18 protein-coding genes and 1 pseudogene are annotated in these 18,808 nt (G+C 72.6%); 12 read left to right on the plus strand and 7 right to left on the minus strand.

The genetic code is table 11. From position 1 onward, the window contains the following. A pseudogene (locus ACIGAN_RS33105) lies at positions 1-123 on the plus strand (IS481 family transposase); the annotation flags it as partial. Here ACIGAN_RS33105 and ACIGAN_RS33110 read toward each other — a convergent pair. Together ACIGAN_RS33110 and ACIGAN_RS33115 are read right to left on the minus strand one after the other, a co-directional pair. Then, a complete protein-coding gene (locus tag ACIGAN_RS33110; RefSeq protein WP_399863066.1) occupies positions 120-1,226 on the minus strand; it encodes an adenylate/guanylate cyclase domain-containing protein in 1,107 nt (368 codons plus the stop codon). The pseudogene ACIGAN_RS33105 and the gene ACIGAN_RS33110 overlap by 4 nt on opposite strands. A 269-nt stretch (positions 1,227-1,495) precedes the next feature. Beyond that, positions 1,496-2,362: a biotin--[acetyl-CoA-carboxylase] ligase gene (locus ACIGAN_RS33115; RefSeq protein WP_399863068.1), complete on the minus strand. Its 867-nt coding sequence runs from the start codon at positions 2,360-2,362 to the stop codon at positions 1,496-1,498. 110 nt (positions 2,363-2,472) lie between these two features. Here ACIGAN_RS33115 and ACIGAN_RS33120 point away from each other — a divergent pair, with 110 nt between their 5' ends. The 4 genes from ACIGAN_RS33120 (at position 2,473) to ACIGAN_RS33135 (ending at position 5,185) form a co-directional block, all read left to right on the plus strand. Further along, on the plus strand, positions 2,473-4,077 hold the full coding sequence (locus ACIGAN_RS33120; RefSeq protein ID WP_365087274.1) for an acyl-CoA carboxylase subunit beta: 1,605 nt from the start codon (positions 2,473-2,475) through the stop codon (positions 4,075-4,077). A 15-nt stretch (positions 4,078-4,092) separates the two neighbouring features. Beyond that, on the plus strand, positions 4,093-4,302 hold the full coding sequence (locus ACIGAN_RS33125; RefSeq protein WP_399863070.1) for an acyl-CoA carboxylase epsilon subunit: 210 nt from the start codon (positions 4,093-4,095) through the stop codon (positions 4,300-4,302). Between the two features lie 102 nt (positions 4,303-4,404). Next, on the plus strand, positions 4,405-4,533 hold the full coding sequence (gene mmpB / locus ACIGAN_RS33130) for a morphogenic membrane protein MmpB (RefSeq protein WP_285899634.1): 129 nt from the start codon (positions 4,405-4,407) through the stop codon (positions 4,531-4,533). Positions 4,534-4,564: 31 nt separating this feature from the next. After that, positions 4,565-5,185, plus strand: coding sequence for a Maf family protein (locus tag ACIGAN_RS33135; protein ID WP_399863073.1), 621 nt, complete (start codon positions 4,565-4,567; stop codon positions 5,183-5,185). Here ACIGAN_RS33135 and ACIGAN_RS33140 read toward each other — a convergent pair. Further along, entirely contained in the window at positions 5,154-5,639 is a 486-nt protein-coding gene (locus tag ACIGAN_RS33140; protein WP_365735377.1) for a hypothetical protein, read from the minus strand. The genes ACIGAN_RS33135 and ACIGAN_RS33140 overlap by 32 nt on opposite strands. A 336-nt stretch (positions 5,640-5,975) precedes the next feature. On the opposite strand from ACIGAN_RS33140, the gene ACIGAN_RS33145 reads away from it, so the two are divergent. Next, on the plus strand, positions 5,976-7,748 hold the full coding sequence (locus tag ACIGAN_RS33145; RefSeq protein WP_365087281.1) for an acetyl/propionyl/methylcrotonyl-CoA carboxylase subunit alpha: 1,773 nt from the start codon (positions 5,976-5,978) through the stop codon (positions 7,746-7,748). A 146-nt stretch (positions 7,749-7,894) separates the two neighbouring features. On the opposite strand, the gene ACIGAN_RS33150 is transcribed toward ACIGAN_RS33145, so the two are convergent. Then, positions 7,895-8,872 carry a DeoR/GlpR family DNA-binding transcription regulator gene (locus ACIGAN_RS33150; RefSeq protein ID WP_365087283.1) on the minus strand — a complete coding sequence of 326 codons (978 nt, stop codon included), beginning with the start codon at positions 8,870-8,872 and terminating at the stop codon, positions 7,895-7,897. A gap of 165 nt (positions 8,873-9,037) precedes the next feature. After that, a complete protein-coding gene (locus ACIGAN_RS33155; protein WP_365087285.1) occupies positions 9,038-10,486 on the minus strand; it encodes an NAD(P)H-quinone dehydrogenase in 1,449 nt (482 codons plus the stop codon). 84 nt (positions 10,487-10,570) lie between these two features. Here ACIGAN_RS33155 and ACIGAN_RS33160 point away from each other — a divergent pair, with 84 nt between their 5' ends. The 3 genes from ACIGAN_RS33160 (at position 10,571) to ACIGAN_RS33170 (ending at position 13,884) form a co-directional block, all read left to right on the plus strand. Next, a complete protein-coding gene (locus ACIGAN_RS33160; RefSeq protein WP_333932521.1) occupies positions 10,571-11,008 on the plus strand; it encodes a gamma-glutamylcyclotransferase in 438 nt (145 codons plus the stop codon). A 94-nt stretch (positions 11,009-11,102) separates the two neighbouring features. Further along, positions 11,103-11,927, plus strand: a complete 825-nt coding sequence (locus tag ACIGAN_RS33165; protein WP_309097319.1) for a purine-nucleoside phosphorylase — start codon at positions 11,103-11,105, stop codon at positions 11,925-11,927. A 325-nt stretch (positions 11,928-12,252) separates the two neighbouring features. Beyond that, positions 12,253-13,884, plus strand: a complete 1,632-nt coding sequence (locus ACIGAN_RS33170) for a phospho-sugar mutase (protein ID WP_399863076.1) — start codon at positions 12,253-12,255, stop codon at positions 13,882-13,884. 60 nt (positions 13,885-13,944) lie between these two features. On the opposite strand, the gene ACIGAN_RS33175 is transcribed toward ACIGAN_RS33170, so the two are convergent. Then, positions 13,945-14,304: a DUF6204 family protein gene (locus tag ACIGAN_RS33175; protein ID WP_399863078.1), complete on the minus strand. Its 360-nt coding sequence runs from the start codon at positions 14,302-14,304 to the stop codon at positions 13,945-13,947. Between the two features lie 316 nt (positions 14,305-14,620). After that, entirely contained in the window at positions 14,621-15,322 is a 702-nt protein-coding gene (locus ACIGAN_RS33180; protein WP_399863080.1) for a PH domain-containing protein, read from the minus strand. A 122-nt stretch (positions 15,323-15,444) separates the two neighbouring features. Here ACIGAN_RS33180 and deoC point away from each other — a divergent pair, with 122 nt between their 5' ends. The 3 genes from deoC to ACIGAN_RS33195 are packed head-to-tail and all read left to right on the plus strand — an operon-like array spanning position 15,445 to position 18,768. Next, positions 15,445-16,407 (plus strand): deoxyribose-phosphate aldolase, encoded by a 963-nt coding sequence (deoC, locus tag ACIGAN_RS33185; RefSeq protein ID WP_365735386.1) that lies wholly within the window; start codon positions 15,445-15,447, stop codon positions 16,405-16,407. 20 nt (positions 16,408-16,427) lie between these two features. Then, positions 16,428-17,864 (plus strand): aldehyde dehydrogenase family protein, encoded by a 1,437-nt coding sequence (locus ACIGAN_RS33190; RefSeq protein ID WP_365087296.1) that lies wholly within the window; start codon positions 16,428-16,430, stop codon positions 17,862-17,864. Further along, positions 17,857-18,768, plus strand: a complete 912-nt coding sequence (locus ACIGAN_RS33195) for an aldehyde dehydrogenase family protein (protein ID WP_399863083.1) — start codon at positions 17,857-17,859, stop codon at positions 18,766-18,768. Before ACIGAN_RS33190 ends, ACIGAN_RS33195 begins: the two co-directional genes overlap by 8 nt. The last annotated feature ends 40 nt before the right edge of the window (positions 18,769-18,808 follow it).

An 18,808-nucleotide genomic window follows, 5' to 3' on the forward strand; every position in this document is an offset into this window, starting at 1 on the left:
AACGAACGAACAGCAGCCCTGGCAGACTTCCTGCACACCTACAACCACCACCGCTGCCACACCGCACTCGGCGGCCACCCACCGATCAGCCGCGTTAACAACCCTGCGGGTCAATACAGCTAGGGCGCCCCGTCCCGCCGGGTGAGCAGCCACGGCTCCACGACGCCGAGGCCGCGCACCGGCCGCTGCCACATCGGCTGCAGTGCGAACCGGTACACGGGCGGTTCCTCGCCCTCCTTCTCCGCCGCCGCGGCCTCCTCGGCCGCCTCCGCCTCGGAAGCCGGGGCGTCCTTCGTGCGGATCAGCTCCTCGGCGAACGCGGTGTCGACGAGGACGGCGTCCTTCGGAGCTATCGAGGTGAGCCGGGACGCCAGATTCACGGTCGTGCCGAAGACGTCGCCCATCCGGGTGGTCACGGTGCCGAACGCCATGCCGACGCGCAGCTCCGGCATGGTCTCGTCGTGCGCCATGGTCTCGATCAGCCGCAGCGCGATCTCGGCGGCCGTGCCGGCGTCGTCGGCGGCGTACAGCACCTCGTCGCCGAGGGTCTTGATCAGCCGTCCGCCGTTGGCGGCCACCAGGTCCGCGGCCGTCGTCTCGAAGGCCTCGACCAGTTCGCCGAGCTCCTCCTCCTCCATCCGGCGGGTCAGCCGCGTGAAGCCGACCAGGTCGGCGAAGCCGACGGCCAGCCGCCGGTCGACCATCTCCTCGTCGTCGGCGGCCTGCACGACCCGTCCGGCCGAGGCGGCGAGCTGGCGGCGCCAGACGTAGACCAGGAACTCCTCCAGCTCGGGCAGGAGCAGCTCGACGATCGGGTAGGTCACCTCGGTGCGTGTCATGCCCGGCTCGGGCGGCTCGGTCAGGCCCTCCAGGAAGGAGTCGATCTGCCACTCGGCGAGCCGCGCGGTGGTCTGCCCGGTGGAACGGGCCACCTGGACGGCCATCGCCTCGCTCAGCAGCCCGGCCTCGACCAGACCGGCCAGGCGCCGCAGGGCGAGCACGTCCGCCTCGGTGAGGGCCTTGGCCTGCCCGATGTCGGCGAAGCCCATCGCCCGCCAGAAGCGGGAGGCCAGCTCCATGGAGACCCCGGCGCTGCGGGCCGCCTGGAACGGGGTGTAGCGGCGCTCGGCGCCCAGGATGAGCTGTTCCAGCCGCAGGGCGAGCGGATCCTCGCCGGGGTCGGCGCCCTGCGCGTCCGTGCCGGAGCCCGAGTCGTCGACGGTCACGCGTGCTGCCCTTCCGATCTGTCACGGTCATGTATCGACCGGCCTCAACTCTACGGCAGGTGTGCGCCAGCTCACTCCGTCGGTTCTGCCGACGGGTGAAGGGCCGGGCGCCGCCGGGGCCCCGGGCGTCTTTCCCGCCGCCCCGGGGCCCGCCCGGCCCCGGGCCGCTGGATCCGACTCGGCAGCGGGCGTTCGCAGCGCCGAGCACGCTCACGCGGGATCACGCGGGATCACGCACGCTCACCCGGGATCACGCGGGATCATCGGGCTCACACGGGCCGCACGTGCACGATGTCCCCCGCCCCGACCGGCTCCTGCACCCCCTCCCCGGTGGCCAGCACCAACCGCCCGTCCCCGTCCACGGCCACCGCTTCCCCCACCAGCGCCCGATCCCCCGGCAGCTCCGCCCGGACCACCCTCCCGAGCGTCGCGCATCCGGCGGCATAGGCCTCGTGCAGCCCGCTCACCCCCGGGTCGCCCCCGGCCGCGCGCCACTTCCCGTACCACTCCTCCAGGGCGCGGAGCACGCCGCGCAGCAGCGGATCCCGGTCCGTGCTCACGGCCCCGGCCAGCGCCAGCGACCCGGCCGTCGGCACGGGCAGCTCGTCCGCCCTCAGCGTGACGTTGATGCCGACCCCGATGACGACCCCGTCGTCACCGGCCCGCTCGGCGAGGATCCCGCCCGCCTTGCGTTCCTCTCCCCCGACGTTGACCAGCAGGTCGTTGGGCCACTTCAGCGCCGTGTCGACGCCCGCCGCCCGGGCCAGTCCCGTCGCCACCGCCACGCCCGTGAGCAGCGGCAGCCACCCCCACCGGGCCACCGGCACCTCGGCCGGGGTGAGCAGGACGGAGAAGAACAGGCCGGAGCGCGGCGGCGCGGTCCACTGCCGGTCCAGGCGCCCGCGCCCGGCGGTCTGCTCCTCGGCGACGAGGACGGCGCCCTCCACGGCCTCGCCCCCGGCCGCCCGGGCGACCAGGTCGGTGTTGGTCGAGCCGGTGCGCTGGACGACCTCGACCCCCGACCACAGCCCTCCCTCCCGCACCAGGCCCCGGCGCAGGGCGGTGACGTTCAGGGGCGGCCGGTCCAGGTCGGACCAGCGGCTTCCGTGCGGCTCTGATGCATCTCGCGGCGTCATGCAAGCCACCCTAGGTGTGGTAAACGCCGCACTGCCGATGTGGAGGGCCCCCACTACTCTACGGATGAGTAACCGTCCCCCCTTTTGAGCAGGCAGGGAGCCGCATCCCGATGTCCGAGCCGGAAGAGCAGCAGCAGCCTGACATTCACACGACCGCGGGCAAACTCGCGGATCTGAAGCGCCGCATCGACGAGGCGACGCACGCCGGCTCCGCACGCGCCGTGGAGAAGCAGCACGCCAAGGGCAAGCTGACGGCCCGTGAGCGGATCGGGCTCCTGCTCGACGAGGGCTCGTTCGTCGAGCTCGACGAGTTCGCCCGGCACCGCTCGTCCCACTTCGGCCTCGACAAGAACCGCCCCTACGGCGACGGCGTCGTCACCGGGTACGGCACCGTCGACGGCCGCCCGGTCGCCGTGTTCTCGCAGGACTTCACCGTCTTCGGCGGGGCGCTGGGCGAGGTCTACGGGCAGAAGATCGTCAAGGTCATGGACTTCGCGCTGAAGACCGGCTGCCCGGTCATCGGCATCAACGACTCCGGCGGCGCCCGCATCCAGGAGGGCGTGGCCTCCCTCGGCGCCTACGGCGAGATCTTCCGCCGCAACACCCACGCCTCCGGCGTCATCCCGCAGATCAGCCTGGTCGTCGGGCCGTGCGCGGGCGGCGCGGTCTACTCCCCGGCCATCACCGACTTCACCGTCATGGTCGACCAGACCTCGCACATGTTCATCACCGGACCCGACGTCATCAAGACCGTCACCGGCGAGGACGTCGGCTTCGAGGAGCTGGGCGGCGCCCGGACCCACAACGCGACCTCCGGCGTGGCCCACCACATGGCGGGCGACGAGAAGGACGCGATCGAGTACATCAAGCAGCTGCTGTCGTACCTGCCGTCCAACAACCTCTCCGAGCCGCCGGCCTTCCCCGAGGAGGCGGACCTGGAGGTCACGGACGAGGACCGCGAGCTGGACCTGATCGTCCCGGACAGCGCGAACCAGCCGTACGACATGCACACGGTGATCGAGCACGTCCTGGACGACGCCGAGTTCTTCGAGACGCAGCCGCTGTACGCGCCGAACATCGTCACCGGCTTCGGCCGGGTCGAGGGCCGGCCGGTCGGCGTGGTCGCCAACCAGCCGATGCAGTTCGCCGGCTGCCTGGACATCAAGGCCAGTGAGAAGGCGGCCCGCTTCGTGCGGACCTGCGACGCCTTCAACGTCCCGGTGCTGACCTTCGTCGACGTCCCCGGCTTCCTGCCCGGCGTCGACCAGGAGCACGACGGCATCATCCGCCGCGGCGCCAAGCTGATCTATGCCTACGCCGAGGCGACCGTCCCGCTCATCACGGTCATCACCCGCAAGGCCTTCGGCGGCGCCTACGACGTCATGGGCTCCAAGCACCTGGGCGCCGACCTCAACCTGGCCTGGCCCACCGCGCAGATCGCCGTCATGGGCGCCCAGGGCGCGGTCAACATCCTGCACCGCCGCACCCTCGCCGAGGCGGAGGCGAACGGCGAGGACCTGGAGGCGGTGCGCGCCCGGCTGATCCAGGAGTACGAGGACACCCTCCTCAACCCCTACGTCGCGGCCGAGCGCGGCTACGTCGACGCCGTGATCCTGCCGTCCGAGACCCGCCGGCACGTCGTACGCGGCCTGCGTCAACTGCGCACCAAGCGGGAATCCCTGCCTCCGAAGAAGCACGGCAACATCCCCCTCTAGCCACCAGGAGCCCATATGACGATCAAGGTCGTACGGGGCAACCCGACCCCGGAGGAGCTGGCCGCCGCCCTGGCGGTGGTCAGGGCCCGCGCCGCGGCGGCGGCCGCCACGCCGCCCGGCGCGCCGACGCCGCGCGACTCCTGGTCCGACCCGTCCCGGATCGCCGCCCGCCGCCTGCCCCAGCCGGGGCCGTCGGCCTGGGGCCGCACGTACTGGCCGGCCTGACGCTCCCGGGCGCGGGGTGCCGCGCCCGGCGGAACAAGGCGGGGCGCCGATCTGAGTACCCCTACTCAGGCGCCCCGCCCCGCCAGGCCGCACGCTGGACTCATGCTGTGGTCCGACCCCGAGAACGAACCGCCCGAGGAACTGCGGGACATGCAGGGCATGCTGCGGCGGCTGAGTGTTCTCCTGGCCCTGGCCATGGTGCTGGCGATGCTCGTGATCGGCGTGAGATGAGGGAGCGCGGCGCCGCCGATACGCTGAACGCATGACAGACCAGCCGCGCCGCCGACTCGTTCTCGCCTCCCAGTCCCCCGCCCGGCTCGGCCTGCTCCGCCAGGCCGGCCTCGCCCCCGAGGTGATCGTGAGCGGCGTCGACGAGGACGCCGTCACCGCCCCCACCCCCGCCGAACTGGCGCTCGCCCTCGCCGAGGCGAAGGCCTCCGTGGTGGCGGCCCGGGCGGACGTCAAGGGCGCCCTGGTGATCGGCTGCGACTCCGTGCTCGACCTGGACGGCCGGGCCCTCGGCAAGCCCGCCGACGCCGAGGAGGCCACGGCCCGCTGGAAGGCGATGCGCGGCCGCGCCGGCACCCTGCAGACCGGCCACTGCGTCTACGACACGCTCACCGGCCGGTACGTCTCCGCCACCGCCTCCACCGTCGTCCACTTCGGCGAGCCCACGGACGAGGAGATCGCCGCCTACGTGGCCTCCGGCGAACCCCTCTACGTCGCCGGGGCGTTCACCCTGGACGGCCGCTCGGCCCCGTTCATCGACGGCATCGACGGCGACCACGGCAACGTCATCGGCATCAGCCTGCCCCTGGTCCGGCGGCTGCTGGGCGAACTGGGCGTCGGCATCACGGAGTTGTGGGCGCCGGCGGAGAGGTGACCGGGGGCCCGCCGTCGCCCGCCCCGCCCCGGGGCGCCGCGTCGGCGGGCCCGGCGGGCCCGGCCGGACGGTCGTAGGTCATCAGCAGGAGCACGATCAGGGCGAGCACCAGCACCATGAACAGGAACGCCGGCCAGCCGACGAGTCCCCAGGTGAAGGCGCCCAGCAGCGCGTGCACGACCGCCGCGCTGATCAGCAGCACCCGCCCGAAGCCCGCCGGGGGCCGGTCGCGCACCGCCACGAGCAGCGCGACCAGGCCGCACAGCGCGAAGTAGAGGCCGAAGGCGATCCCGCCGATCTTCGACGACACCGACATCATGTGCGGGTCGAGCCCGGCCAGCGACATCTCCTGCCGGTCGACGACGACCCCCAGGAACCAGTTGAGCGCCGCGACGCCGAACGCCTCGGCGAACAGCACCACCGCCACGACCCACGCCACCGGCCTGCGCACCACCGCGCCCACCCTCTTCCGTTCGGGACAGCGCGAAGGCTACTCACCGGTAAACCTGGGGACAAGGGTCCGGTGACGGGCAAAGAATCATTGGGCCATTCGTAGGGACTCCACAAAGAAACGGAGTGGCCCGCAGCACGTGATGACAGAGACCTTGACCACAGGGGACGGCTAGGGTTTCCCGGAGGAGTACTGCGTTCTGCGGTGCGACAAGGGATTTCGCGGGTCGAGCGGGCCTCGCATCACGCTCCGTGTGGGCAAGCTCACCACTGGGGACGGGTCGAAGTGCCGTGTCGGCAGTCCCTAAACTCGGCTTGTTTCAAGGAGGGAGCCTCAATCGTGCGCAAGGTGCTCATCGCCAACCGTGGCGAAATCGCTGTCCGCGTGGCCCGGGCCTGCCGGGACGCCGGGATCGCGAGCGTGGCCGTCTACGCCGACCCGGACCGGGACGCTCTGCATGTCCGCGCCGCGGATGAGGCGTTCGCCCTGGGCGGTGACACCCCGGGAACCAGCTACCTCGACATCGAGAAGGTGCTGAAGGCCGCCCGGGAGTCCGGCGCGGACGCGATCCACCCCGGCTACGGCTTCCTCTCCGAGAACGCCGAGTTCGCCCAGGCGGTCCTGGACGCGGGTCTGATCTGGATCGGCCCGCCGCCGCAGGCCATCCGCGACCTCGGTGACAAGGTCGCCGCCCGGCACATCGCGCAGCGCGCGGGCGCCCCGCTCGTGGCCGGCACGCCCGACCCGGTGTCCGGCGCCGACGAGGTCGTCGCCTTCGCCGAGGAGCACGGCCTGCCCATCGCCATCAAGGCGGCGTTCGGCGGCGGCGGCCGCGGCCTGAAGGTCGCGCGCACGCTGGAAGAGGTCCCGGAGCTGTACGACTCGGCCGTCCGCGAGGCCGTGGCGGCCTTCGGCCGGGGCGAGTGCTTCGTCGAGCGCTACCTGGACAAGCCCCGGCACGTGGAGACCCAGTGCCTGGCCGACCGGCACGGCAACGTGGTCGTCGTCTCCACCCGTGACTGCTCCCTGCAGCGCCGCCACCAGAAGCTGGTCGAGGAGGCCCCCGCGCCGTTCCTCTCCGAGGACCAGGTCGCCCAGCTGTACCGCGCGTCCAAGGCGATCCTGAAGGAGGCCGGCTACGTCGGCGCCGGCACGGTCGAGTTCCTCGTCGGCAACGACGGCACGATCTCCTTCCTGGAGGTCAACACCCGTCTGCAGGTCGAGCACCCGGTCACCGAGGAGGTCGCCGGCATCGACCTGGTGCGCGAGATGTTCCGCATCGCCGACGGCGAGGAGCTCGGCTACGACGACCCGCCGCTGCGCGGTCACTCCTTCGAGTTCCGCATCAACGGCGAGGACCCGGGCCGCAACTTCCTGCCCGCGCCCGGCACGGTCACGACGTTCGCCCCGCCGTCCGGCCCGGGTGTGCGCCTGGACGCGGGCGTGGAGTCCGGCTCGGTCATCGGCCCGGCGTGGGACTCCCTGCTGGCGAAGCTGATCGTCACGGGCCGCACGCGCAAGGAGGCCCTGGAGCGGGCCGCGCGCGCCCTGGAGGAGTTCCAGGTCGAGGGCATGGCCACGGCGATCCCGTTCCACCGCGCGGTGGTGAAGGACCCGGCGTTCGCGCCCGAGCTGACCGGTTCGACCGACCCGTTCACGGTCCACACCCGCTGGATCGAGACGGAGTTCGTCAACGAGATCAAGCCCTTCACCGCGCCGGCCGACGCCGAGGCGGACGAGGAGCCGGGCCGCGAGACGGTGGTCGTCGAGGTCGGCGGCAAGCGCCTGGAGGTCTCCCTCCCGTCGTCGCTGGGCATGTCCCTGGCCCGCACGGGCCTCGCGGCGGGCGCCAAGCCCAAGCGCCGCGCGGCGAAGAAGTCGGGCCCCGTCGCCTCCGGTGACACGCTCGCCTCGCCGATGCAGGGCACGATCGTCAAGGTCGCGGTCGAGGAGGGCCAGGAGGTCAAGGAGGGCGACCTGGTCGTCGTCCTGGAGGCCATGAAGATGGAGCAGCCCCTCAACGCCCACAAGTCCGGCACGATCAAGGGCCTGTCGGCGGAGATCGGCGGGTCGGTGACGTCGGGCGCGGCGATCTGCGAGATCAAGGACTGACCCACCACGGCATCACCCACGGCGCGGCCCCTCAGGGGCCGCGCCGTTGCGCTGCGGGCAGTCGTCCCCAGCGCCTCAAGGGCTTGAGAGGTGCCCGCAGGGGCGGCACGGACGGTCGCGGCGACCGCCCCCCGCCGCCGCGACGCTCACCGCCGCCGTAGATCCGCCACCCGGGCCCGCTCCGCTCCCGGCCCCTGCTCGCCGAGCATCGAGGTGGAGCGCAACCCACCGCTCCCGCCTCCCGGCACCTGCCGCCGGGGCCCGGGCAACGGCACGTCCCGGCGCTGCTGACGCGCCGGGGCGGCATCACCCCCGGGGCCCGAAGACCCCGCGGAACCCCCCTGCCCGCCGGCCACGGCGATCTGCACGCCCTGGTCGGCCAGTGCCTGGAGCTCCGTGGCCGCACGCTCGTCGTGGGCGGGCGGCTCGTCCGTCACGAGGCGCGTGATGAGGTCCGTCGGCACGGTCTGGAACATCGTGTCCGTCCCGAGCTTGGTGTGGTCCGCGAGGACCACGACCTCCGCGGCGGCCTGCACCAGCGCCCGGTCGACGGACGCCGACAGCATGTTGGACGTGGACAGCCCCCGCTCGGCGGTCAGCCCGGCCCCGGAGAGGAAGGCCCGGGACACGCGCAGCCCGTGCAGGGACTGCTCGGCCCCGCTGCCCACCAGGGCGTAGTTCGAACCGCGGAGCGTGCCGCCGGTCATCACGACCTCGACCCGGTTGGCGTGGGCCAGGGCCTGCGCCACGAGCAGCGAGTTGGTGACGACGGTCAGGCCGGGCACCCGGGCGAGCCGGCGGGCCAGCTCCTGGGTCGTCGTACCCGCCCCGACCACGATCGCCTCCCCCTCTTCCACGAGATTCGCGGCGAGGTCGGCGATGGCGGTCTTCTCGGCGGTCGCGAGATGGGACTTCTGCGGAAAGCCGGACTCCCGCGTGAAACCGCCCGGCAGTACCGCACCGCCGTGCCGGCGGTCGAGGAGTCCTTCTGCCTCCAGCGCGCGCACGTCCCGCCGTACGGTCACTTCGGAGGTCTGGACGACGCGGGCGAGCTCACGGAGCGACACGGCCCCGTTCGCTCGCACCATTTCGAGGATCAATTGGCGACGTTCTGCAGCGAACACGAAACTGACAGTAACGCCAGCGACCGTCTGCTTTCAGCAGTTTGCGCTGAATAGCAGAAGATGTTCGCACCGAGCAGCGGGAAGTGGTATAGGACCTAGTCGCCCCGCCTATGCCGTACGCATGGTCGAACACTCCCCGTGACCAGCGGGGAGACGGTTTCGGCCTCAGCCGTCGCCGTTCATCTTCCGGGTGTGCAACTGCCGTGCCACCTCGGCGATCGAGCCCGACAGCGAGGGGTAGACGGTGAAGGCGTTCGCGATCTGTTCGACCGTCAGATTGTTGTCGACCGCGATCGAGATGGGGTGGATCAGTTCCGAGGCGCGGGGCGCCACGACCACGCCGCCCACAACGATGCCCGTGCCCGGCCGGCAGAAGATCTTGACGAAGCCGTCGCGGATGCCCTGCATCTTGGCGCGCGGGTTGCGCAGCAGCGGCAGCTTCACGACCCGGGCGTCGATCTTGCCCGCGTCGACGTCGGCCTGCGTGTAGCCGACGGTGGCGATCTCCGGGTCGGTGAAGACGTTCGACGAGACCGTCTTCAGGTTCAGCGGGGCCACGGCGTCGCCGAGGAAGTGGTACATGGCGATGCGTCCCTGCATGGCGGCCACGGACGCGAGGGCGAAGACCCCGGTCACGTCACCGGCCGCGTACACGCCGGGAGCGGTCGTGCGCGAGACCTTGTCGGTCCAGATGTGACCGGACTCGCGCAGCCGGACGCCGGCCTCCTCCAGCCCCATGCCGGAGCTGTTCGGAACCGCGCCGACGGCCATGAGGCAGTGCGACCCGGTGATGACCCGCCCGTCGGAGAGGGTCACCTCGACCCGGTCCCCGACCCGCTTCGCGGACTGCGCCCGGGTGCGTCCCATGACGTTCATGCCGCGCCGCCGGAAGACCTCCTCCAGCACGGCGGCCGCGTCCGGGTCCTCACCCGGCAGCACCCGGTCCCGCGACGACACGAGCGTCACCTTCGACCCGAGCGCCTGGTAGGCACCGGCGAACTCGGCGCCGGTCACACCCGACCCGACCACGATCAGCTCCTCGGGGAGCTCGTCGAGGTCGTACACCTGGGTCCAGTTCAGGATCCGCTCGCCGTCGGGCTGGGCGTCGGGCAGCTCGCGGGGGTGCCCACCCGTGGCGATGAGCACGGCATCCGCCGTCAGGGTCTCCTCGGTCCCGTCGGCGGCGCGCACCACGACCTTGCGCGACCCGTCGAGCGCCTGCATGCCCTCCAGTCGCCCGCGCCCGCGCAGGACGCGCGCCCCGGCCCGGGTCACGGAGGCGGTGATGTCGTGGGACTGGGCGAGCGCCAGCCGCTTCACACGCCGGTTGACCTTGCCCAGGTCGACCCCGACGACCCGGGCGGCCTGCTCGATGTGCGGGGTGTCGTCGGCGACGATGATGCCCAGCTCCTCGTAGGAGGAGTCGAAGGTGGTCATCACCTCGGCCGTGGCGATCAGGGTCTTCGACGGCACGCAGTCGGTGAGCACCGACGCCCCGCCGAGGCCGTCCTGGTCGACGACGGTCACCTCCGCGCCGAGTTGGGCGGCCACCAGGGCCGCTTCGTATCCGCCGGGTCCGCCACCGATGATCACGATCCGAGTCACGTACTCCATTGTCCCGCACCCCCCGGTGCGGCACCGCCCCGGGGCGGCTCTGTTACGCGAGTGACGCCGTTCGGCCTGCCGTACGCTCTCCCCATGTCGCTCTACGCCGCGTACGCCGGCAACCTCGACGCGCGGCTGATGTCCCGCCGCGCCCCGCACTCGCCGCTGCGCGCCACCGGCTGGCTGAACGGATGGCGACTGACCTTCGGCGGCGAGCACATGGGCTGGGAGGGCGCCCTGCCGACGATCGTGGAGGACCCCCTCTGCCAGGTCTTCGTCGCGCTCTACGACATCGCCCCGATGGACGAGGAGTCGCTGGACCGCTGGGAGGGCGTGGGGCTCGACATCTACCGCCGCACGCGCGTACGGGTGCACACCCTGGACGGTGAGGAGTCCGCCTGGGCCTTCACCCTGAACGCGTACGAGGGCGGCCTGCCCTCCGCCCGCTACCTGGGCGAGATCGCGGACGCGGCGGAGTCGGCCGGCGCCCCGCACGACTACGTCATGGAACTGCGCAAGCGCCCCTGCTGAGCGACCGCCTCGTCGGAAACGACAAGACAACGATCGCCACCCCGTCAGCTCCACCATCTACGCGCGTAGGCAATCACCGGCTACCCTCGTCGGCGTGAACGCATCTCTTCTTCCGGACGACATCCAGGGCGACCCCCACGCGGCCGCCGACGCCGCCGCGGCCCGCCTGCGCGAACTCACGGGCGCCGAGACCCATGACGTCGCCCTCGTGATGGGCTCCGGCTGGGCCCCGGCCGTCGACGCCCTGGGTGCCCCCGAGGCCGAGTTCCAGGTCACCGAACTGCCCGGCTTCCCGCCGCCGGCGGTCGAGGGGCACGGCGGCAAGATCCGCTCCTACCGGATCGGCAACAAGCGCGCCCTGGTCTTCCTGGGCCGCACGCACTACTACGAGGGCCGCGGGGTCGCCGCCGTCGCCCACGGCGTCCGCACCGCCGTGTCGGCCGGCTGCAAGACGATCGTCCTGACCAACGGCTGCGGCGGCCTGCGCGAGGGCATGCGCCCCGGCCAGCCGGTCCTGATCAGCGACCACATCAACCTCACCGCCACCTCCCCCATCATCGGCGCCAACTTCGTCGACCTCACCGACCTGTACTCCCCGCGCCTGCGCGCCCTGTGCAAGGAGGTCGACCCCACGCTGGAGGAGGGCGTCTACGCCCAGTTCCCCGGCCCGCACTACGAGACGCCGGCCGAGATCCGCATGGCCCGGGTCATCGGCGCGGACCTGGTGGGCATGTCGACGGTCCTGGAGGCCATCGCCGCACGCGAGGCGGGCGCGGAGGTCCTCGGCATCTCCCTGGTGACGAACCTGGCCGCCGGCATGACGGGCGAGCCCCTCAACCACGAGGAGGTCCTCCAGGCGGGCCGCGACTCCGCCACCCGCATGGGCTCCCTGCTCGCCCAGGTCCTGGGCCGCCTGTAGAGGCACCCGGCGGGCGCTGATCCACAGCCGGCAGGGCCGGAAGCCGGGACGCGCCCGCACTCGCCGGACGGCGTAAAGGGCCGTGCCGGGGGGTGTCCGCCCGCAGCGGTCGGCGCGTCAACGGACGGCGAGTCGGTACGCAAGTCGATCGCGCCGTTCCGAGGACGGGCACCCCCCCGCGCGGGCCCCCCCCCCCCCCCCCCCGCCGCGGCCCCGCCCCACCCCCCACCGTCAGGCGAAGACGCGCACCCCGCCCAGTCCGCCGCAGGCATCCGCACCCGCACCCACACCCACACCCACGACAACCGGAGAGGCTGACCACACCGTGCACGACGAACTCATCGCACAGGCCCAGGCGTGGCTCACCGAGGACCCCGACCCGGACACCCGCGCCGAGCTGGCCCGCCTCATCGAGGCCGGGGACCACGCCGAACTCGCCGCCCGCTTCGGCGGCACGCTCCAGTTCGGCACCGCCGGCCTCCGCGGCGAACTCGGCGCCGGCCCCCTGCGCATGAACCGCACGGTCGTCATCCGCGCCGCCGCAGGCCTCGCCGCGTACCTCAAGAAACAGGGCCACGACGACGGCCTGGTCGTCATCGGCTACGACGCCCGGTACAAGTCGCGCGACTTCGCCCTCGACACCGCCGCCGTCATGACCGGCGCGGGCCTGCGCGCGGCGATCCTCCCCCGCCCGCTGCCCACCCCCGTCCTCGCCTTCGCGATAAGGCACCTCGGCGCGGTCGCCGGCGTGGAGGTCACCGCCAGCCACAACCCGCCCCGCGACAACGGCTACAAGGTGTACCTCGGCGACGGCTCCCAGATCGTCCCGCCGGCGGACGTCGACATCGCCGCGGAGATCGCCGCCGTGCCGTCCCTCACCGCCGTCCGCCGCCCCACCGAAGGCTGGGACACCCTCGACGACAGCGTCCTGGACGCCTACCTCGCCCGCACGGACGCCGTCCTCGCCGAGGGCTCCCCGCGCACCGCTCGCACGGTGTACACGGCGATGCACGGTGTCGGCAAGGACGTCCTGCTGGCCGCCTTCGCCCGCGCCGGCTTCCCGGAGCCGGTCCTCGTCACCGAGCAGGCCGAGCCCGACCCGGACTTCCCGACCGTCGCGTTCCCCAACCCGGAGGAGCCGGGCGCGATGGACCTGGCGTTCGCGAAGGCCCGCGAGGCCTCCCCGGACCTGATCATCGCCAACGACCCGGACGCGGACCGCTGCGCCGTCGCCGTACCGGACGGCGGCGACTGGCGCATGCTCCGCGGCGACGAGGTCGGCGCGCTCCTCGCCGCCCACCTGGTCCGGCGCGGCGCGACCGGCACCTTCGCCGAGTCGATCGTCTCGTCGTCCCTGCTCGGCCGTATCGCCGAGAAGGCGGGGCTGCGCCACGTCGAGACGCTGACCGGCTTCAAGTGGATCGCCCGCGCGGAGGGCCTGCGCTACGGCTACGAGGAGGCCCTCGGCTACTGCGTCGACCCCGACGGCGTCCGCGACAAGGACGGCATCACCGCGGCGCTCCTGGTCACGGAACTGGCCTCGCAGCTGAAGGAGGAGGGCCGCACCCTCCTGGACCTGCTGGACGACCTGGCGGTGGAGCACGGCCTGCACGCGACGGACCAGCTGTCGGTCCGCGTGGAGGACCTCTCGCTCATCGCGGCGGCGATGACCCGTCTGCGCGAGCAGCCCCCGACCGAGCTCGCCGGCCTGCCGATCACCCGGACCGAGGACCTCACCCAGGGCTCGGAGACCCTCCCGCCGACGGACGGCCTGCGATACACGCTCGAAGGCGCCCGGGTGATCGTCCGCCCGAGCGGCACGGAGCCGAAGCTGAAGTGCTACCTGGAGGTCGTCGTCCCGGTCGCCGAGCGCGCCGGCCTGCCCGAGGCCCGAGCGAAGGCGACGGACGTACTGGAGTCGATCAAGCGCGACCTGTCGGCGGTCGCGGGCATCTGACCCGAGCGGCGCCCGGTCGGCCTCCCGGGCGCCCCCGGGCCCGCCCGTCGCCCACCCCGGTCAGCAGCCCCGCTTCGCGGCCTTCCGCCGCTGCCGCTTGCCCAGGGGTGCCAGGGAGAGGTCCTCGGCCGACGACCTGAGGTTCTTGTAGCCGTAGCCGCGCTGCTCCAGCCAGGCCCGCGCGGCGCTCTCGGCCCGCTCCGTCGCCTCCAGGATGTCCTCCTCGGCCTCCCCTGAGTCCAGGAACCGGAACGTGAAGGCGGGGCGGGCGGCCACGTCGTAGGCGAGGTGTCCCCCGGGCGTGAACGCCGCGCGCAGCATGTCGTGCTCGGCGGCGCGCTCCAGCAGCGCGGCCCGCTGCTCGTCGCTCAGTCCGTCGAAGACCCCGCGCACGGTGACGCGGAAGGTGCGAGTGCTCATCCCCGCAACGTAGGCCCGCGGCCCCACCCACTCCACCACTTTTCCGCCCACCCGCCTCACCGCACCGGCGACCACCCGGCCCGCCGAACCCCCGCCCGGCAGCCGTCCGCCCCACCGGCACCCTCGGCCGCCCGCCGGAACCCTCGGCCCACCGCCACCGGAGCCAACGCCTCCGGCGCCACCCGGCCCGCCGAACCGTCACCGCACAGCCACCGGAACAGACGCCAGGACCGGGCCCCCGGGACCAGCCCAGGCCACCCGAGGCACCCGCGGCTGCCCCAGGCCACCCGCGGCTGTCCAGGCCCCCCGGGGCCCCTCAGCCCAGCGCCACCAGGATCAGCACCAGCACCGCCCCCGCGGCCGCCGGGCCCAGGATCTCCCAGGCCCATCGCACGGTCACCTCACCCTGCGCCGACGCCGCCTCGCGCCGGTCCTCGTGCAGCGCGCGCAGATCGTCCATGATCCGGTCGGTCTCGGCCCGCACCGGCCCGTCGGACACGGGCCCCGCCTCGAAGCCGCCGAGCCCGGACCGCGTTCCGGCCGCGCCGCCGCGGCCGCCGTCCTGCCCCAGCTGCCGCCGCGCCTGCGCCGTCGCCCGCATCTCGCGCCGCGCGGCTCTCTTGCGGGCGCGCAGCGAGACGGGGACGGCCCACAGCTGGTACTTCGCGCCGGACTCGGTGAGAACCTCGTTCGAGTAGGCGGACCTCAGCGAGGCGACCCGCCCCCAGGGCACCACGACGACCCGCCAGGGGTTACGGATGCGCAGCCGGTCGCGGCCCACGAACACGGCGGGCCGCAGCGTGAAGGCGACGACCAGCGGTACGACGAGGAGCAGCACGGCGAGGGCCAGCCAGGGCGAGCGGCCCTCGCCGTTGATCACCGCGTCGATGCCGATCCACGCGGCGATGGCGAGCAGCATCGCGCCACCGGCGATGGCCGGAACCGACCGGTGTACCCGGTCCTCGGACTCGGGTTCCGACGGCTGCGGCGCTGGTGACTGGGGTTCGGGGCTCGTCATGTCTCGATTCTGCCGGACCGCTTCCGCGCGTCCGCCATCCGCCCGGGGCAAGGGCCGATCCGTCCGGGAAGGACCGGGGGCTGTACAGCCGCTACGCGCGTAGATATGCTCGTCTGGTGACCATGCCCAGTTCTGCACTCACCGCAGCTCACCCCCTCAAGGACGTCGCCTCGTCCGACAGCGCGCTGCGCCGCTTCCTCCACGGGCTCCCGGGCGTCGACGCGGTCGGGCTCGAAGCGCGTGCGGCCTCCCTCGGGACGCGTTCGATCAAGACGACCGCCAAGGCGTACGCGATCGACCTCGCCATCTCGATGGTCGACCTGACGACGCTGGAAGGCGCGGACACCCCGGGCAAGGTCCGGGCGCTCGGCGCCAAGGCGGTCAGGCCCGACCCGACGGACCGTACGGCGCCGGCGACGGCCGCGGTCTGCGTCTACCCCGACATGGTGGGCGTGGCCAAGGAGGCCGTCGCAGGCTCCGGCGTGAAGGTCGCCTCGGTGGCCACGGCGTTCCCGGCCGGCCGCGCCTCGCTCGACGTGAAGCTGACCGACGTCCGCGAGGCCGTCGCCGCCGGCGCCGACGAGATCGACATGGTCATCGACCGCGGGGCGTTCCTCGCGGGGCGATACTTGAAGGTGTACGACGAGATCACCGCCGTGAAGGAGGCCTGCGGCGGCTCGGCGCGCCTGAAGGTCATCTTCGAGACGGGCGAGCTCTCGACGTACGACAACATCCGCCGCGCGAGCTGGCTCGGGATGCTGGCGGGGGCGGACTTCATCAAGACCTCCACCGGAAAGGTCGCGGTCAACGCGACCCCGGCGAACACGCTGCTGATGCTGGAGGCGGTGCGCGACTTCCGCGCCCAGACCGGCATCCAGGTCGGCGTGAAGCCGGCCGGCGGGATCCGCACGTCCAAGGACGCCATCAAGTTCCTCGTGCTGGTCAACGAGACGGCGGGCGCGGACTGGCTGGACAGCCACTGGTTCCGCTTCGGCGCCTCCTCGCTGCTCAACGACCTGTTGATGCAGCGCCAGAAGCTGGCCACCGGCCGCTACTCCGGTCCCGACTACGTGACGGTGGACTGAGCCCCATGACCATGGACAACGTGTCATCCGTATTCGCCTACGCCCCGGCCCCCGAGTCGCGCGCGATCGTCGACATCGCGCCCTCCTACGGCCTGTTCATCGACGGCGAGTTCGTCGAGGCGGCCGACGGCAAGGTCTTCAAGACCGTCTCGCCGTCCTCCGAGGAGGTCCTGTCCGAGATCGCGCAGGCCGGTTCCGAGGACGTCGACCGGGCGGTGAAGGCCGCGCGCCGGGCGTTCGCGACGTGGTCGGCGCTGCCCGGCTCGGAGCGCGCCAAGTACCTGTTCCGCATCGCGCGGATCATCCAGGAGCGTTCGCGCGAGCTCGCCGTCCTGGAGACCCTGGACAACGGCAAGCCGATCAAGGAGACCCGCGACGCGGACCTGCCGCTGGTCGCCGCGCACTTCTTCTACTACGCGGGCTGGGCCGACAAGCTCGACCACGCCGGCTTCGGCGCGAACCCGCGCCCGCTCGGTGTCGCGGGCCAGGTCATCCCCTGGAACTTCCCGCTGCTGATGCTGGCGTGGAAGATCGCCCCGGCGCTGGCGACGGGCAACACGGTCGTCCTGAAGCCGGCCGAGACCACCCCCCTGTCGGCCCTGTTCTTCGCGGACATCTGCCGCCAGGCGGGCCTGCCGAGGGGCGTCGTCAACATCCTCCCCGGCTACGGCGACGCGGGCGCGGCGCTGGTCGGCCACCCGGACGTGGACAAGGTGGCCTTCACCGGCTCCACCGCCGTCGGCAAGGAGATCGCCCGCACGGTCGCCGGCACCCGCAAGAAGGTCACGCTGGAACTGGGCGGCAAGGGCGCCAACATCGTCTTCGACGACGCCCCGATCGACCAGGCCGTCGAGGGCATCGTCAACGGCATCTTCTTCAACCAGGGCCAGGTCTGCTGCGCGGGCAGCCGGCTGCTGGTGCAGGAGTCGATCCAGGAGGAGCTGCTCGACTCCCTCAAGCGCCGCCTGTCCACGCTGCGCCTCGGCGACCCGCTGGACAAGAACACCGACATCGGCGCGATCAACTCCGAGGAGCAGCTCACCCGCATCACCTCGCTCGTCGAGCAGGGCGAGGCGGAGGGCGCCGAGCGCTGGTCCCCGGCCTGCGAACTGCCCGAGAGCGGCTACTGGTTCGCCCCGACGCTGTTCACGAACGTCACCCAGGCGCACACGGTCGCGCGGGACGAGATCTTCGGCCCCGTCCTGTCGGTGCTGACGTTCCGCACCCCGGACGAGGCGGTCGCCAAGGCGAACAACACGCCGTACGGGCTGTCCGCCGGCATCTGGACGGAGAAGGGCTCGCGCATCCTGGCGGTCGCGAACAAGCTCCGCGCGGGCGTCGTGTGGGCCAACACGTTCAACAAGTTCGACCCGACCTCGCCGTTCGGTGGCTACAAGGAGTCGGGCTTCGGCCGCGAGGGCGGCCGCCACGGCCTGGAGGCGTACCTCGATGTCTGAGAAGACCGAAAAGACCGAGCGTTTCGACCGCCTGTCGGTCTTCAAGACCTACAAGCTGTACGTCGGCGGGAAGTTCCCGCGTTCCGAGAGCGGCCGGGTGTACGAGGTGACCGACGCAAAGGGCAACTGGCTGGCCAACGCGCCCCTCTCCTCCCGCAAGGACGCCCGGGACGCGGTCGTCGCGGCCCGCAAGGCGTTCGGCGGCTGGTCCGGGGCGACGGCGTACAACCGGGGCCAGGTGCTCTACCGCGTCGCCGAGATGCTGGAGGGCCGCCGGGACCAGTTCGTGCGCGAGGTGGCCGACGCGGAGGGCCTGGGCAAGTCCAAGGCCGCCGCGGTCGTGGACGCCACGATCGACCGCTGGGTCTGGTACGCGGGCTGGACCGACAAGATCGCCCAGGTGGTCGGCGGCGGCAACCCGGTCGCGGGCCCGTTCTTCAACCTGTCCTCGCCCGAGCCGACGGGCGTGGTGGCGGTGCTGGCGCCCCAGGAGTCGTCCTTCCTGGGCCTGGTGTCGGTCCTCGCCCCGGTGATCGCGACCGGCAACACGGCGGTCGTGGTGGCCAGCGAGAAGGCCCCGCTGCCCGCGCTGTCCCTGGCCGAGGTGCTGGCCACCTCGGACGTGCCCGGCGGCGTGGTCAACGTCCTGTCCGGCCGCACGGCGGAGATCGCCGCCCCGCTCGCCGCGCACCAGGACGTCAACGCGATCGACCTCGCGGGCGCCGACGCGGCGCTGGCGAAGGAGCTGGAGATCGCCGCGGCCGACAACCTCAAGCGCGTGCTGCGTCCACAGCCTGTGGATTACGCGCAGACGCCGGGGATCGACCGCATGACGGCGTTCCTGGAGACCAAGACGGTCTGGCACCCCACGGGTTCGCTGGGCGCGTCGGGCGCCTCCTACTAGACGCCCGCACAGCCGGAGCCCCGGCCCTCCTCCGTCCGGG

The sequence above is a fragment of the Streptomyces sp. NPDC085931 genome, assembly GCF_044540565.1.
Taxonomy (GTDB): Bacteria; Actinomycetota; Actinomycetes; order Streptomycetales; family Streptomycetaceae; genus Streptomyces.

Coding starts and splice junctions, on each gene's coding strand:
- ACIGAN_RS33180 (WP_399863080.1), bottom strand. CDS start 15,322: ATGACGAGCCCCGAACCCCAGTCACCAGCGCCGCAGCCGTCGGAACCC.
- ACIGAN_RS33135 (WP_399863073.1), top strand. CDS start 4,565: ATGACAGACCAGCCGCGCCGCCGACTCGTTCTCGCCTCCCAGTCCCCC.
- deoC (WP_365735386.1), top strand. CDS start 15,445: ATGCCCAGTTCTGCACTCACCGCAGCTCACCCCCTCAAGGACGTCGCC.
- ACIGAN_RS33175 (WP_399863078.1), bottom strand. CDS start 14,304: ATGAGCACTCGCACCTTCCGCGTCACCGTGCGCGGGGTCTTCGACGGA.
- ACIGAN_RS33160 (WP_333932521.1), top strand. CDS start 10,571: ATGTCGCTCTACGCCGCGTACGCCGGCAACCTCGACGCGCGGCTGATG.
- mmpB (WP_285899634.1), top strand. CDS start 4,405: ATGCTGTGGTCCGACCCCGAGAACGAACCGCCCGAGGAACTGCGGGAC.
- ACIGAN_RS33115 (WP_399863068.1), bottom strand. CDS start 2,362: ATGACGCCGCGAGATGCATCAGAGCCGCACGGAAGCCGCTGGTCCGAC.
- ACIGAN_RS33195 (WP_399863083.1), top strand. CDS start 17,857: ATGTCTGAGAAGACCGAAAAGACCGAGCGTTTCGACCGCCTGTCGGTC.
- ACIGAN_RS33125 (WP_399863070.1), top strand. CDS start 4,093: ATGACGATCAAGGTCGTACGGGGCAACCCGACCCCGGAGGAGCTGGCC.
- ACIGAN_RS33120 (WP_365087274.1), top strand. CDS start 2,473: ATGTCCGAGCCGGAAGAGCAGCAGCAGCCTGACATTCACACGACCGCG.
- ACIGAN_RS33155 (WP_365087285.1), bottom strand. CDS start 10,486: ATGGAGTACGTGACTCGGATCGTGATCATCGGTGGCGGACCCGGCGGA.